Here is a 14,154-nt window from a genome sequence, read left to right as displayed (position 1 = left end):
GCCGTCATGAAGCACTTCTTGAACACGCAGGACTGGAGCCGCAGCGACCTCGACGCGCTGCTGACCCAGGCTGCTCTCTACAAGCAGCACAAGCTGGGCGACGCACTGAAGGGCCGGTCCATCGCGCTGGTGTTCTTCAATCCGTCCATGCGTACCCGTACCAGCTTCGAACTGGGCGCCTTCCAGCTGGGTGGTCACGCCGTGGTGCTGCAGCCGGGCAAGGACGCATGGCCCATCGAGTTCAACCTGGGCACGGTGATGGATGGCGACACCGAGGAGCACATCGCCGAGGTCGCGAAGGTGCTGGGCCGTTACGTGGACCTGATCGGCGTACGCGCGTTCCCGAAGTTCATCGACTGGGCTTACGACCGTCAGGACATCGTGCTGAAGTCCTTCGCCAAGTACTCGCCCGTGCCGGTGATCAACATGGAGACCATCACCCATCCCTGCCAGGAGCTGGCGCATGCGCTGGCGCTGCAGGAGCACTTCGGCACTTCAGACTTGCGCGGCAAGAAGTACGTGCTCACCTGGACCTACCACCCCAAGCCGCTGAACACTGCCGTGGCCAACTCCGCGCTGACCATCGCCACGCGGCTGGGCATGGACGTGACCCTGCTGTGCCCCACGCCGGACTATGTGCTGGATGAGCGCTACATGGGCTGGGCCGAGCAGAACGTGGCCGAGAGTGGCGGTTCGCTGCGCGTCAGCCACGACATCGAAAGCGCGTATCGCGGTGCCGACGTGGTCTACGCAAAGAGCTGGGGTGCGCTGCCGTTCTTCGGGAACTGGGAGCCGGAGAAGCCCATCCGCGACCAGTACAAGCACTTCATCGTCGACGAGGCGAAGATGGCTCTGACCAACAACGGCGTCTTCAGCCATTGCCTGCCGCTGCGCCGCAACGTGAAGGCCACCGATGGCGTGATGGATTCGCCGCAGTGCATCGCCATCGACGAAGCCGAGAACCGCCTGCATGTGCAGAAGGCCATCATGACCGCCCTGATGCAGCAGTGAGCGGAGAGGAGCGAGGAGTGAGCGAAAGCGCTCGCCCGCCGCTCCCCCCGCGACCCCACTTCTACTCACTCCTCACTCCTCACTCCTCTCCACTCACTCCTCCCACACCCATGAACGACTCCAAAGACATCGTCCTCGCCTTCTCCGGCGGCCTCGACACCAGTTTCTGCGTGCCCTACCTGAAGGAACGCGGCTGGAACGTCCATACCGTGTTCGCCGATACCGGCGGCGTGGATGCCGAAGAGCGCGCCTTCATCGAACAGCGCGCCGCCGAGCTGGGTGTTGCCAGCCATGTCACCGTCGATGGTGGCCCGGCGATCTGGGAGGGCTTCGTCAAGCCGTTCGTGTGGGCGGGGGAGGGCTACCAGGGCCAGTACCCGCTGTTGGTATCCGATCGTTACCTGATCGTCGACGCCGCGCTTAAGCGGGCCGCCGAGCTGGGCACCAACGCCATCGCGCACGGTTGCACCGGCATGGGCAACGACCAGGTACGTTTCGATCTGGCGGTGAAGGCCAGCGGCGACTACCGCATCGTGGCGCCGATCCGCGAGATCCAGAAGGAACACACGCAGACCCGAGCCTACGAACAGGCCTACCTGGAAGAGCGCGGCTTCGGTGTGCGCGCCAAGCAGAAGAGCTACACCATCAACGAGAACCTGCTGGGCCTGACCATGTCCGGCGGCGAGATCGACACCTGGTCGGCTCCGGGCGAGGGCGCCCGTGGCTGGTGCGCGCCCCGTGCCGAATGGCCGGTGGAACCGTTGCGGGTGACGGTCGGCTTCAGGAACGGCGAGGCGGTCAGCCTGGACGGACAGCCCGTCGCCGGCGCCGCGCTGCTGGCGAAATTGAACGCGCTGTTCGCGCCCTATGGCGTGGGCCGCGGCGTGTACACGGGCGACACCGTGATCGGCCTGAAGGGACGCATCGTGTTCGAAGCGCCGGGTCTGGTGTCGCTGCTGGCCGCGCACCGCGCGCTGGAAGAAGCCGTGCTGACCAAGCAGCAGAACCGCTTCAAGCCCGAGATCGCGCGCAAGTGGGTGGAGCTGGTGTACGAAGGCTTCTACCACGATCCGCTGAAGGCGGATCTGGAAGCCTTCCTGCAGTCCTCGCAGGCCACCGTCAACGGCGAGGTGGTGCTGGAGACCCGCGGCGGCCGCGTCGACGCAGTGGCGGTGAAGTCCCCGCATATCCTCAACGCCAAGGGCGCGACCTACGCGCAGTCGGCGGACTGGGGTGTGGAAGAGGCGGAAGGCTTCATCAAGCTGTTCGGCATGAGCTCGACCCTGTGGGCCGAGATCAATCGCTGAGTCTTTGAGAAAAGCCCTGCCGTCATTCCAGCGCAAGCTGGAATCCAGTTTGATTCTGCTTCGGACGTCCTAGAAGCAAAAACAAGATGGATCCCGGCGTACGCCGGGATGACGTTCGAAACGACGACGGTCCACGGACACACACCATGCTGCAATCCGTTCTCCAGCACCTCGAAAAGCTGGTGTCCTTCGACACCCGCAACCCGCCGCGCGACATCGGCACCGACGGGATCTTCGACTATCTGCGCACGCAGTTGCCGGATTTCCGCATCGAGATAACCGACCACGGCGCGGGTGCGGTGTCGTTCTTCGCCGTGCGCGGGCAGCCGAAGCGGGTGTTCAACGTACATCTGGACACCGTGCCGTCATCGCCCGCGTGGAGCGCCGATCCGCACGTGCTGCGCATCGAAGGCGACCGTGCCATCGGCCTGGGTGCCTGCGACATCAAGGGCGCGGCCGCGGCGCTGGTGGCCGCCGCGCAAGTGACGAAAGGCGACGCTGCGTTCCTGTTCACGACGGACGAGGAAGCGAACGATGCGCGCTGCATCGCGGCTTTCCTGGCGCGCGATCACGGCTTCGGCGAAGCCATCATCGCCGAGCCGACGCGCTGCGAAGCCGTGCTGGCGCATCGCGGCATCAGCGCCGTCCGCATGGCGTTCAAGGGGCAGGCCGGGCACGCCTCCGCCGAGAATGCGCTCTCGCTCAGTGCGCTCCACAACGCCATACGCTGGGGCACATCGGCGCTGGATTTCGTGCAGGCCCAGCACCACCTGCGCTTCGGCGGCCTGACCGGTCTGCGCTTCAACATCGGCCGGGTCGAGGGCGGCATCAAGGCGAACATGATCGCGCCCAGTGCCGAAGTCCGCTTCGGTTTCCGCCCGTTGCCGTCGCAGGACCCGGCCGAGTTGCACGCCACGTTCCGTGGCTTGGCCAATGTCGACGCGCTGGCCGAGTACGAAGAGACCTTCCGCGGCCCATCGCTGCCGTCGGGCGATGTGGCCCGTGCGGAGGAACGCCGCCTGGCCGCGCGCGACCTGGCCGACGAGCTGGGCCTGCCGATCGGCAATGCGGTGGATTTCTGGACGGAAGCGTCGCTGTTCTCCGCCGCCGGACTCACCGCGTTCGTTTTCGGCCCGGGTGACATCGCCCAAGCCCACACCGCCGACGAGTGGGTCGCGCTGGAACAACTGCAGCGCTATGCCGATAGCGTGACCCGCATCCTGGCCTGAACCGCGTACCGTCCGAACACGTACCCAGAACGAAAAGATGGAATCGAACAAGCAAACCCGCCAGACCATCATCCGGCTGCTGTCCAGCATGGCCAGCGCGAAGGAGATCTCGCAGTACGTCAAGCGCTTCTCGCAGCTGGACGCCAAGCGTTTCGCCGTGGTCAAGGTCGGCGGGGCCGTGCTGCGCGACGATTTGGAATCGCTGACGTCCTCGTTGACCTTCCTGCAGGAAGTCGGCCTGACGCCGATCGTCGTACATGGCGCGGGGCCGCAGCTCGACGAGGAAATGACTGCGGCGGGCATCGCCAAACAGACCGTCAACGGGCTGCGCGTCACCACGCCGGAAGTACTGGCCATCGTGCGCAAGGTGTTCCTGCAACAGAACCTGGCGCTGGTCGAGGCGCTGCAGCAGGTCGGTGCGCGTGCGACCTCCATCGTGTCCGGCGTGTTCGAGGCCGAGTACAAGGACCAGGCCACCTACGGTCTGGTCGGCGATGTCACCCGCATCAACCAGACCCCGATCGAGGCCAGCCTGAAGGCCGGGTCCATTCCGGTCATCGCCAGCATGGGCGAGACCGTCGGCGGGCAGATCCTCAACATCAATGCCGACTTCGCCGCCAACGAACTGGTGCAGGTGCTGCAGCCGTACAAGATCATCTTCCTGACCGGCACAGGTGGCCTGCTGGACGCGGAAGGCCGGGTGATCGATTCGATCAACCTGTCGACCGAATACGACGAGCTGATGGCGCAGCCGTGGATCAATGGCGGCATGCGGGTGAAGATCGAGCAGATCAAGGATCTGCTGGACCGCCTGCCGTTGACCTCGTCGGTCTCCATCACCAAGCCCGCCGAGCTGGCCAAGGAGCTGTTCACTCATCGCGGTTCCGGCACGCTGGTGCGGCGAGGCGAGCGCGTGCTGCGGTTCGAGGGCAGCTGGGACGGCGTGGACCTGGAGCGGCTGAAGACGCTTATCGAATCCAGCTTCGGCCGCACGCTGGTGCCGGATTACTTCCAACGCACCTCGCCCTACCGTGTCTACATCAGCGAGAACTACCGCACCGCGCTAATCCTCACGCGGGAGGAGGGCTTCGCCTATCTGGACAAGTTCGCCGTGCTGGACGATGCGCAGGGCGAGGGCCTGGGGCGCGCGGTCTGGCACGTGATGCGCGAGGAGAATCCGCAGCTGTTCTGGCGCTCGCGCCACAACAACCAGGTGAACATCTTCTACTACGCCGAGTCCGATGGCTGCTACAAGCAGGAAAAGTGGAAGGTGTTCTGGTACGGCATCGAGGATTTCGCGGACATCGAGCGCTGCGTGGCCCACTGCCGCACGCGCCAGCCGACCCTGAAGGACTGACCATGGCGATCGACGATCTGCCGGCGGCATGGCGTGAGGTGCCCACCCTGTCGGGGCGGCATGCGCACCTGGAGCCGATGGCGCACGCGCATGTCGACGGCCTGCGCGCGGCGCTGGCGGGGGACGCACTTGCCGCGTTGTGGTTCACCCAGGTGCCGACGGCGGCCCGTGTGGACGCGTATGTGGACGCGGCGCTGGCGGCGCGGGCGGATGGGCGCGTGCTGCCGTTCGTGGTGCGCGATGCGCAGGGACGCGTCGTCGGCAGCACCCGGTTCTACGGGATGGAAGTGGACGTGCCCAAGCTCAGCATCGGCTACACGTGGTATGCGCCCGACGCGCAGCGCACTGGCGTCAATACCGAAGCCAAGCTGCTGCTGCTCACGCATGCGTTCGAGACATTGGGCTGCATCAGCGTGGTGTTCGAGACCAGCTGGTTCAACCACCGCTCGCGTGCCGCCATCGCCCGGCTGGGCGCCAAGCAGGACGGCGTCCTGCGCAACCACAAGCGCCACTCCGACGGCTCCCCGCGGGACACCGTCGTCTTCTCGATCATCGACGGCGAATGGCCGGCGGTGAAACGCAACCTGCTGGCCAAGCTGGCACGGCACGAACAGGATTCCCCATGAGTATCCCCAAGACCGTCGGCATCGTCGGCGCCCGCGGCTACACCGGCGCCGAGCTGATTCGCCTGATCGCCCGCCATCCGCACGTCGAACTGGCGTTCGTGTCCTCGCGCGAGCTCGACGGGCAGAAGGTCAGCGACCATATCCCGGAATTCACCGGTGAGCTGCGCTACGAGAACCTCAGCCACGAACAGGTGGGCGGCAAGGGCGCGGATGCGGTGATCCTGGCGCTGCCCAACGGCAAGGCCGCCGAGCTTGTCGCGGCCATCGACGTGCGGGCGCCGGATACCGTCGTGGTCGACCTGTCCGCCGACTACCGTTTCGACGAGCGCTGGTACTACGGCCTGCCCGAACTGACCCGTCGGAAGTACGCGGGACAGAAACGCATCAGCAATCCGGGCTGCTACGCCACGGCCATGCAGCTGGCCATCGCTCCGCTGACGGACCGTCTGGCCGGTCCGCCGCAGTGCTTCGGCGTGTCCGGCTATTCCGGCGCGGGCACCACGCCGTCGGACAAGAACAACCTCGAGCTGCTGCGCGATAACCTGATGCCCTACGCACTGACCGACCACGTGCATGAGCGCGAGGTCAGCCGCCAGCTCGGCGTGCCGGTGGAGTTCATGCCGCACGTGGCGCCGCATTTCCGTGGCATCACCATGACGGTGAACCTGTGGCTGCAGTCGGCGATGAAGGTCGAAGATGTCCGCGCGTTGTATCGCCAGCGCTATGCGGGCGAGCCCCTGGTCCGCATCCTCGACGATGCGCCCTGGGTCAGCCGCATCGCGGGCAGGCATGGTGTCGAGATCGGCGGCTTCACCCTGGCGCCGGGCGGCAAGCGTCTGGTCGTCGTCGCGACCCTGGACAACCTGCTCAAGGGTGCGGCGACGCAGGCGATGCAGAACCTCAACCTGGCGTTCGGATTCGACGAACTGGACAGCATTCCGCAGGAGACGACGGCATGAGCGACCTGTTGTGGCAGAAGCCCGGTGTGGCGGTGGATGCGGAGATCCAGCGTTTCCTCGCCGGCGACGACGTGGTGCTGGATCGCGCGTTCTTCCTGCACGACATCCAGGCGAGCACCGCGCATGCCGAAGGACTGCAGCGCATCGGCATCCTGTCGGGCGACGAACTGGCCGGGTTGAAGCGCGAACTGGCGATCCTTGCCGAGGATTTCCAGCGCGGCGACTTCGTGCTGGATGAGCGCTTCGAAGATGGCCACTCCGCCATCGAGGCGCGGCTGACCGAACGTCTGGGCGATGCCGGCCGCAAGATCCATACCGGGCGCAGCCGCAACGACCAGATCCTGGTGGCCACGCGGCTGTGGCTGAAGGAAAAGCTGGCCCGCGTGGCGGTGCTGTCGCGCGAGATCGCCAAGGTGGCACTGGACCGTGCGCAGGCCGAACGCGACCTGCCGATTCCGGGCTACACCCATATCCAGCGCGCCGTCGTATCGTCTGCCGGCATGTGGTGGGCGGGATGGGCGGAAGCCTTCATCGACAATGCCACGCGTGCGCGCGACACGCTGAAGCTGGTGGACGCCAATCCGCTCGGCACCGCGGCCGGCTACGGCGTCAACCTCAAGCTGGACCGCGAGCACACCACCGCCGCGCTGGGCTTCGCGCGCATGCAGGTCAGCCCCATCTACGCGCAGCTCTCGCGCGGCAAGTTCGAACTGGCCGCACTGGAAGCGCTGGGCGGCGCCACGCTGGACCTGCGCCGCCTCGCCTGGGACCTGTCGCTGTTCACCAGCGCCGAGTTCGGCTTCGTCGCCCTGCCGGCCCAGTACACCACCGGCAGTTCGATCATGCCGAACAAGCGCAACCCGGACGTCATCGAGCTGATGCGCGCCACCCACGCCAGCGTCGCCGCAGCACGGACGGAGATCGAACAGCTGCTGTCGCTGCCGTCGGGATATCACCGCGACCTGCAGGCCAGCAAGGGCGCGATCTTCCACGGCTTCGGCCGCGGCCTGTCGGCGCTGGAACTGCTGCCGGCGCTGCTGGCGAACCTGGAGTGGCGCGGCGACCGGCTGCGTGCGGCGATCGATTCGGGCATGTACGCCACCGACGTCGCCGTCGAAGCGGCGGTGGCCGGGGTTCCGTTCCGCGAGGCCTACAAGTCAGCCGCCGCGTCCGCGGACAGCGCCGGGCACGGGCGCACACCGGAGGGCAGCCTGGCCGCTCGGACGTCGCCGGGCGCCGCGGCGGACCTGCGCCTGGACGCGCTGGTCGCGCGATGGGAGGCGTTGTGACGCGCTATCTGGTCATGGCGATGCGTCGGCCGTCGTTCGACGATGCGGTCATCGCGCCGCACCTCGCCTTCCTCGAAGAACTGCGCGCGATGGGGCAGTTGGAAATGACGGGCGGTTTCAGCGACAGCTCGGGCGGCGCCTACGTGCTGGTGAACGTATCCTCGCTGGACGAGGCGCGGGCGGTGGCTGCCCGCGATCCCCTGGCGCTGACCGGCACCTCCGACCTCACCGTGTACGAATGGAATACCCGCTGACCCGACCATGACGCCCGCCTCGCTGCTTCCGTTCGCAGAACAACCTTTGCCGACCTGGCGCCGTGCCGTGCTCAAGGTCGGCAGCAGCCTGCTGGCGGGCGAGGGCGAAGGGCTCAGTCCGCGCCATGCGCTGAACCTGGCGCAGTTCGTATCGTCCAGCATCGCGGCCGAGCGCGAAGTGGTGATCGTCTCGTCAGGGGCGGTGGCGGCCGGACGCGGCCTGCTGCATCGCAAGCCGCAGGCCGGCGCCGCGATGGCTGAACGGCAGGCACTGGCGGCGCTGGGGCAGGCGCAGCTGATCGCACTGTGGCAGCGCTTTTTCGATCGGCCCGTCGCGCAGGTGCTGCTGACCCACGACGACCTGCGCAACCGGCGCCGCTACCTCAACGCGCGCGCGACGTTGCAGGAACTGCTGGCGCTGGGCGCGTTGCCTGTGGTCAACGAGAACGACACGGTCTCGGTCGACGAACTCAAGCTGGGCGACAACGACAACCTCGCCGCGGTGGTCGCCGCGCTGGTGGATGCCGACGCCCTGTTCATCGCCACCGACATCGACGGTTTCTACACCGCCAACCCGCGCACGCGGGCCGATGCAGCGCCGATCCTCGACGTGGAAGCGCTGACGCCCGAGTTCTTCGCCATGGCCGGCGGCGCCGGCAGCGGTGTCGGTACCGGGGGCATGCACACCAAGCTGGAAGCCGCCGCGAAGGCGGCCGCCGCGGGCATCGAGACCTTTCTGTTTAACGGCACGCATGCGGGCACCGTGTCCGCCCTGGCGCGTGGTGCGCTGATCGGCACGCGTTTCCGCCCCGCGCAGAACCGTCTGGCCGCGCGCAAGTACTGGCTGCGCAACGTGCCGGTGGAGGCTGGCGCCATCGTGGTGGATGCCGGTGCCGCCAGCGCGATGGGACAGAGGGGCGCCTCGCTGCTGCCAGGCGGCGTGACCACGGCCGAGGGCGATTTCCGTCGCGGCGACATGGTCGAGCTCGTGCTGCGCGATGACGCCGGCGAACGGCGCATCGCGCGCGGCGTCAGCCAGTATTCGGCGGTGGACATTCGCCGCATCGCGCGGCGCCATTCGCGCGAGATCGAAGGCATACTCGGTTATACGTATGGCGAGAACGTCGTGCATCGCGACGACCTGGTGCTGTTGTGATGCGTCCGCGTCGAGAGACCATCACATCTGTAGGAGCGCCCCATGGGCGCGATGCTTTTCGGCCGGCAGTCTTGCGCAACGGCATCGCGCCCATGGGGCGCTCCTACAAGGAGGTTTCGTGTTCGATACCGAGAGGAGAGAGCGAATGACCGACATCAAGACGCTTGCGTTGCAATGCCGCGACGCGTCCGCCGCCATCGCGTCCTTGCCCACGGAAGCCAAGAACGCCCTGCTGGGCGCGATGGCGGACGCGCTGTTGGCCGACGAAGCCGTGATCCTGGCCGCCAATGCCCGCGATATCGAAGCGGCCGCCACAAAAGGCATCGGCAGCGCCATGCTGGATCGATTGCGGCTCGATACGGCACGCCTGCAGGGCATCGCCGCTGCCGTGCGCGAAGTGGCGGAGCTGCCGGACCCGGTCGGCCAGGTCACCCGTGCCTACGACCGGCCCAACGGTATCCACGTCGAGCGCGTGCGCGTGCCGCTGGGCGTGATCGCGATGATCTACGAAGCACGCCCGAACGTGACGGCCGACGCCGCCGCGCTCTGCCTGAAGGCCGGCAACGCGGTGATCCTGCGCGGCGGATCGGAAGCGATCCATTCCAACACCGCCATCGCGGCGGCGCTGAAGCGTGCCCTGCGCGATGCCGGCCTGCCGGAGGCGGTGCTGACGCTGGTCGAAGACCTGCGCCGGGAGACCATCCTGGAAATGATCCAGCTCAGCGACATCGTCGACCTGGCGATCCCGCGCGGCGGCGAGGGGCTGATCCGTTTCGTGGCCGAGCACGCGCGCGTGCCGGTGATCAAGCACTACAAGGGCGTCTGCCACCAGTACGTGGATGCCGGCGCCGACGAGGACCTGGCGCTGGCGCTGCTGGTGGACGGCAAGGTGTCCCGGCCGTCGGCCTGCAACGCACTGGAGACCCTGCTGGTCCATCGCGACATCGCGCCGAGCTTCCTGCCGAAGGCGGCCGCCGCGCTGCGCGCGCGTGGGGTGGACCTGCGCGTGGACGAGGCGGGCAGGGCATGGATACCGGATGCGGCAGCGGCGACCGAAGAGGACTTCGCCGCCGAGTTCCTCGACCTGGTCCTCGCCGTGGGCGTGGTCGACGACCTCGACGCCGCCATCGCCCACATCCGCCGCCATACGTCGGACCATACCGAAGTGATCGTCACCCGCGATCCCGCCCATGCGGAGGCATTCGTGCACGCCCTGCGTTCGGCCGTGGTCATGGTGAACGCGTCCTCCCGCTTCTCGGATGGCGGCGAACTGGGGCTGGGCGCCGAGATCGGCATCTCCACCACCCGGTTGCATTCCTACGGCCCCATGGGCCTGGAAGCGCTGACCGTGGAGCGCTTCGTGGTGCGCGGTGAAGGGCAGGTGAGGCACCCCGATCCGGGTTGAGCGCGGGTGTCAGGCGGCTTCGGCGGGCGCGCTGAAGCCTTGCGGACTCGCATCCTCGCCCATGTGCAATACGATCACCTTGCCTGTCGCGAGCGCGCGGGCGACCGCGGGCGGGGCGCCCAGTGCTTCGGCCACTTCCGGCAGCGTCGCGCTGCGCGGCTGGCTGCGGCGGTCGGTGCGCCCGAAGCGGAACCGGTTGTACTCGGCCCACGCGATCAGCAGCATCGCGCACGCGAAGGCCAGGACTGGCAACGTGAGCAGCAGGAATGGTTCGATGGTGTGCTCGCGCACGTACAGCTGGAAGAAGGCCGTACGGACGCCGAGGAGCCACAACACCAGTGTGGCCAGCGGCGTCCACAGGTAGGCGTACACCATCCAGAAGCCCAAGGTCACGAAGCCCCATGCCGCGCGCTGCAGGCGCGGTTGCTGCTTGGGTTTGCGGATCAGGCGCGAATCGAACTTCATCTTATCCCCCGGTCAGGACTGACCCATGTGGCGCGGCCGCGCCGGCGACGCAGCAGCGTCTTCGGCACCGCGACGACGGTGGTGAACAGGCTGAGCATCCAGTACGCCATCGGATACCAGATCATCCAGAAATAGTTGCGCCCCACTGCGGTCTCATAGCGGCGATCGATGACGATGCTGCTGGCGAACTGCAGCATGCAGATCATGGCCAGGATCACGCCGTGCCAGGATGGCAGCAGGGTGTGCACGTACAGCCCGGCAGGCAGCGGCACGAACTTGCCCAACGCCCACAACACGATGATGAGCAGCATGGTGTACGCCCAGACCACGCTGAGCAGGTATTCCGCCAGTACCGCCCACATCCGGCGCTTGCGCCACATGAACATGTCCAAGCTGTGCCGGATCAGGACTTCGACGCCGCCCTGTGCCCAACGCAGTCGCTGGCGCCACAGGCCCTTGAGCGTTTCCGGCATCAGGATGAAGCACAGCGCATTGGGCTCGTAACGGATGTCCCAGTGGTCGAGCTGGAGGCGCCAGCTGATGTCGATGTCTTCGGTCACCATGTCATCGGCCCAGTAGCCGATGCGGTGCAGCGCGGTCCGGCGGAACGCGCTGATCACGCCCGATACGGTGAAGATGCGTCCGTAGACCCGCTGGGCGCGCTTGATCATGCCGATGATCGAGGAGAACTCGCCCACCTGCAGGCGGCCGAGCAGTGTGGAGCGGTTGCGAATGCGCGGATTGCCCGTCACCGCGCCCACGCGGGGGGCCGACGTCAGGTGCCAGATCATCCAGTGGGTCGCGTACTCGTCGAGCAGGGCGTCGCCGTCGATGCAGACGAGGTACTCGCTGCGTGCGGCCAGCGCGCCCATCCGAAGCGCGTTGGCCTTGCCGAGGTTGCGGTCCAGGTGGATCACACGCAGGCGCGGGTGTTTGGCGGCCAGTGCATTGAGCCGTTCGCCGGTATCGTCGCGACTGCCGTCGTTGATGGCGATCACCTCGAAGTCGGGATACCGCTGCGCAAGCGCGCCGCCGATCGTGTCCTCGACGTTGTCGCCTTCGTTGTGGCAGGGGATCAGCAGCGTGGCCAACGGCATCACCGTCATCGGCGGCGGATCGTTGCGCGGTCGCGCATGCCGTTCACGGCGGAAGTAGTAGTACAGCCCGCCGGACATCCAGAAGAAGGACATCACGATGGGGTACAGGAACGCGAACTGGAACAATATCTTGAGCGGCGTGTCCATCAGCGTTCCTCGTAGGGGAAGCTGCGCGCAGAGAGGCTGCCGCGAACGTCGGGCAGGCGCGGTTGGTCGCCGATGAAGTCGTCGGGGTACCAGCCCAGATGACGTACCCCGTCAGCCTGCAGTTGGCGGACCAGCGCCTGCAAGGTGTCGCCCGGAATCGGCTCGCCGTTGCGCCAGTCGCGGGTCTGCAGTTCGAACAGGGTCTTGCTGAACGACCGATCGTGGAGGCGCACCGCATCGGCCAGCTCACGCATCCACGCCTCGGGCCGGCGATGCTCGCCTTCCATCCACGGCATGGCCATCAGAGCGGTGTAGTCGTAGGCGGCAAGGAAGGCGTCCAGCCGCTGTCCGAACCACTGCTGGCTCTCGGGTTCGAGCACGGTGCGCGCGTACAGATTGCGGACGGTGAGCAGCTTCGGCCGCCAGCGCTCGGCGGAGCGCTTGAGGTCCAGGGTGAAGTCGACCAGCAACCGCGCACGCGCAGCGGCATCGCCTGCCGCAGGCACTTCGTCGTCGCGCAGGTAGGCATCATCGTGGAACAGCAAGCCTTCGAAGTAGCTCGCAATCGCGAGGTCTTCGTAAATGTCGCTGACCATCGCCCGGGCGCGGGCATTGCTTGGATCCAGTCGGAAGATGTCGCCCTTGCGCTCCGGCAGCGCGAGTGCCTTCCGCTCGGCGGGGTCGGGCGGCTCGAAGCCCAGGACCGGCAGCCACGCCAGCACCTTGACGCCCGCGCGGGTACGCAGCTGCCACGCCACGCGGTTGAACAGGTCGGCGCGCACCGGCAGATGACGATTCGGGAAGTACAGGGCGTCCGCGGAGCCGTTGCCGTCCGGGTCGGCGAAAGCCTGCAGGAACACGTGCGTGGGCCCGATCCGCTTGACCCGTTCCAGCAACGCGTCGAGGTTGCGGTTCAGCTGCGCCGGATCGGCGTCGTAGACATAGTCCAGATCGACCTGCATCGCGCGGACGCCCGCGACGCTTTCGTCGTGGCGGAGTTCGTAGGCCAGGTCGTTGATGCTCGGATTGTCGCTCAGCAGCAGGCGCGCCAGCCCGTGCAGGTCCTGTCCGAGCAGTTGCTCGCGGCCTTCAAGATCGAACGAAACCGTCATGCCGAGCGCTTCGGCGATGCCATTGCTGATGCTGTTGTACGCGGCGTACGGCCAGACGATCGCGCGCGGCCGTATGCCAAGCTCGCGCTGCAGCAGGTCGGCGCTGGTCTGCAGGTCGGCCTGGATTCGTGCGCGATAGTCGGCTTCGCTCTCGTAACGCTGCGCCATGGGATCGTAGCGGCGGGTAATGGCCGCCGGCGTCATGTTGCCCTGGGGGTTCGATTGCACGCCGTGGTGCAGGTCGTGGCTGTGCGAAGCGATCTCGACCAGGCCGGTGGCCTGCATTTCGCGCAACTGCGCCCAGGTCAGGAAATCCTCGTGCGTGAACATGCGCGGGCCGTAGTCGACCTGACGCTCGCGGGGCAGTTCGACCCAGTCGGTCACCACCGCCACCAGCGCCGGATACCCGTATGCGCGCAGCAGCGGGAACGCATGCGTATACACGCTGCGCAGGCCATCATCGAAGGTGAGCAGCACGGCCTTGTCGGGCAGGGCGCGCTCGCCGCGGGAAGCGGCCATCACCTCGTCAAGACTTACCGGTCGATAGCCGTGGCCGGAAAGCCAGTCCAGGTGCGCGGCGAAGTTCTGCGCGCTGACGGCGTAGCCGTCGGGATCTCCCTTGCGGGCGACGTCGTCGCGGATGTCGTGATAGCTCAGGACCAGCAGGCGGTTGCCTCCCACCTGCAGGGTGCTGGAGTCCACGCCCATGACGGACGCGAAGGCCATCAGGGGCCAAGCGG

The 14,154-nt window shown here is 67.0% G+C and carries 13 protein-coding genes; 10 read left to right on the top strand and 3 right to left on the bottom strand.

Annotated elements, in window-relative coordinates:
- Positions 1–6: 6 nt before the first annotated feature.
- From V8246_RS00365 to V8246_RS00320, 10 genes are all read left to right on the top strand, one after another.
- The gene (locus V8246_RS00365; RefSeq protein WP_336187445.1) at positions 7–1,011 is read left to right on the top strand and encodes an N-acetylornithine carbamoyltransferase; all 1,005 of its coding nucleotides are present in this window, start codon (positions 7–9) and stop codon (positions 1,009–1,011) included.
- Positions 1,012–1,121: 110 nt separating this feature from the next.
- The gene (locus V8246_RS00360; RefSeq protein ID WP_336187444.1) at positions 1,122–2,318 is read left to right on the top strand and encodes an argininosuccinate synthase; all 1,197 of its coding nucleotides are present in this window, start codon (positions 1,122–1,124) and stop codon (positions 2,316–2,318) included.
- Positions 2,319–2,464: 146 nt separating this feature from the next.
- Entirely contained in the window at positions 2,465–3,547 is a 1,083-nt protein-coding gene (locus V8246_RS00355; RefSeq protein ID WP_336187443.1) for an acetylornithine deacetylase, read from the top strand.
- Positions 3,548–3,584: 37 nt separating this feature from the next.
- Positions 3,585–4,904: an acetylglutamate kinase gene (locus tag V8246_RS00350; protein WP_336187442.1), complete on the top strand. Its 1,320-nt coding sequence runs from the start codon at positions 3,585–3,587 to the stop codon at positions 4,902–4,904.
- Between the two features lie 2 nt (positions 4,905–4,906).
- Positions 4,907–5,530, top strand: coding sequence for a GNAT family protein (locus V8246_RS00345; RefSeq protein ID WP_336187441.1), 624 nt, complete (start codon positions 4,907–4,909; stop codon positions 5,528–5,530).
- Positions 5,527–6,489 carry an N-acetyl-gamma-glutamyl-phosphate reductase gene (argC, locus tag V8246_RS00340; RefSeq protein WP_336187440.1) on the top strand — a complete coding sequence of 321 codons (963 nt, stop codon included), beginning with the start codon at positions 5,527–5,529 and terminating at the stop codon, positions 6,487–6,489. The genes V8246_RS00345 and argC overlap by 4 nt, the downstream gene beginning before the upstream one ends.
- Positions 6,486–7,778, top strand: coding sequence for an argininosuccinate lyase (argH, locus tag V8246_RS00335; protein ID WP_336187439.1), 1,293 nt, complete (start codon positions 6,486–6,488; stop codon positions 7,776–7,778). The genes argC and argH overlap by 4 nt, the downstream gene beginning before the upstream one ends.
- A complete protein-coding gene (locus V8246_RS00330) occupies positions 7,763–8,032 on the top strand; it encodes a YciI family protein (protein ID WP_284448041.1) in 270 nt (89 codons plus the stop codon). Before argH ends, V8246_RS00330 begins: the two co-directional genes overlap by 16 nt.
- 7 nt (positions 8,033–8,039) lie before the next feature.
- Positions 8,040–9,188 (top strand): glutamate 5-kinase, encoded by a 1,149-nt coding sequence (proB, locus tag V8246_RS00325; RefSeq protein ID WP_336187438.1) that lies wholly within the window; start codon positions 8,040–8,042, stop codon positions 9,186–9,188.
- 145 nt (positions 9,189–9,333) lie between these two features.
- Complete coding sequence (locus V8246_RS00320) at positions 9,334–10,593, top strand: glutamate-5-semialdehyde dehydrogenase (protein WP_336187437.1); 1,260 nt, start codon at positions 9,334–9,336, stop codon at positions 10,591–10,593.
- Positions 10,594–10,602: 9 nt separating this feature from the next.
- Here the strand turns inward: V8246_RS00320 and pgaD are convergent, their stop codons facing one another.
- From pgaD to pgaB, 3 genes are read right to left on the bottom strand one after another with little or no spacing between them, the layout of a single operon-like run.
- Positions 10,603–11,058, bottom strand: coding sequence for a poly-beta-1,6-N-acetyl-D-glucosamine biosynthesis protein PgaD (gene pgaD / locus V8246_RS00315; RefSeq protein ID WP_336187436.1), 456 nt, complete (start codon positions 11,056–11,058; stop codon positions 10,603–10,605).
- A complete protein-coding gene (gene pgaC / locus V8246_RS00310; protein WP_336187435.1) occupies positions 11,055–12,302 on the bottom strand; it encodes a poly-beta-1,6-N-acetyl-D-glucosamine synthase in 1,248 nt (415 codons plus the stop codon). The genes pgaD and pgaC overlap by 4 nt, the downstream gene beginning before the upstream one ends.
- Positions 12,302–14,140: a poly-beta-1,6-N-acetyl-D-glucosamine N-deacetylase PgaB gene (gene pgaB / locus V8246_RS00305; protein ID WP_336188295.1), complete on the bottom strand. Its 1,839-nt coding sequence runs from the start codon at positions 14,138–14,140 to the stop codon at positions 12,302–12,304. Before pgaB ends, pgaC begins: the two co-directional genes overlap by 1 nt.
- Between the last annotated feature and the right edge of the window lie 14 nt (positions 14,141–14,154).

It is taken from the genome of Pseudoxanthomonas sp. F11, from assembly GCF_037046485.1.
Lineage (GTDB): Bacteria > Pseudomonadota > Gammaproteobacteria > Xanthomonadales > Xanthomonadaceae > Pseudoxanthomonas_A.
Note: the sequence above shows the minus strand (reverse complement) of the source record. Positions and strands in the feature narration are given on the sequence as shown.